This is a genomic window from Streptomyces sp. NRRL WC-3618 (assembly GCF_001280005.1).
In the GTDB taxonomy this organism is placed as follows: domain Bacteria; phylum Actinomycetota; class Actinomycetes; order Streptomycetales; family Streptomycetaceae; genus Streptomyces.
Genome location: NZ_LGDW01000364.1, coordinates 1 through 307, shown reverse-complemented (window position 1 = coordinate 307; position 307 = coordinate 1). Strand labels below are relative to the sequence as shown.

General features: G+C 69.4%; 1 protein-coding gene. It reads right to left on the bottom strand.

Annotation, left to right across the window (positions count from 1 at the left end; all coding sequences use genetic code 11):
• A partial coding sequence (locus ADL01_RS46645) for a hypothetical protein (RefSeq protein WP_234354799.1) occupies positions 1-210 on the bottom strand: 210 nt, incomplete at its 3' end.
• Between the last annotated feature and the right edge of the window lie 97 nt (positions 211-307).

The window sequence follows — 307 nt, the reverse complement described above, 5'->3', positions numbered from 1 at the left end:
CTTCTTCGGCCTCGCGGGCTTGTCTGCGTCCGCCTTCTCCCTCTTCTGCGGGCCGTCGTCCTTCTTTGCCTGGCGAGCCGGCTGGGTCTTGGCCGGCGGGGGCAGGTTCCGGGGTGGCCTTGGGTTGGGGGGTGGCAGGCCCGCCCCGGTGAAGGCGAGGATCACCGCGAGGCGGTACTCGTTGGGCTCCTCGTCCCGGGTCAGGGCCATTCACGAAATACCGGGGGACACGGTCAAAGCGGCCGAGAAGCCGAAGGACGGGGTCAAAAACGCCGAGAACGTGACGCCGCCGTCCACCCCCAAGCCC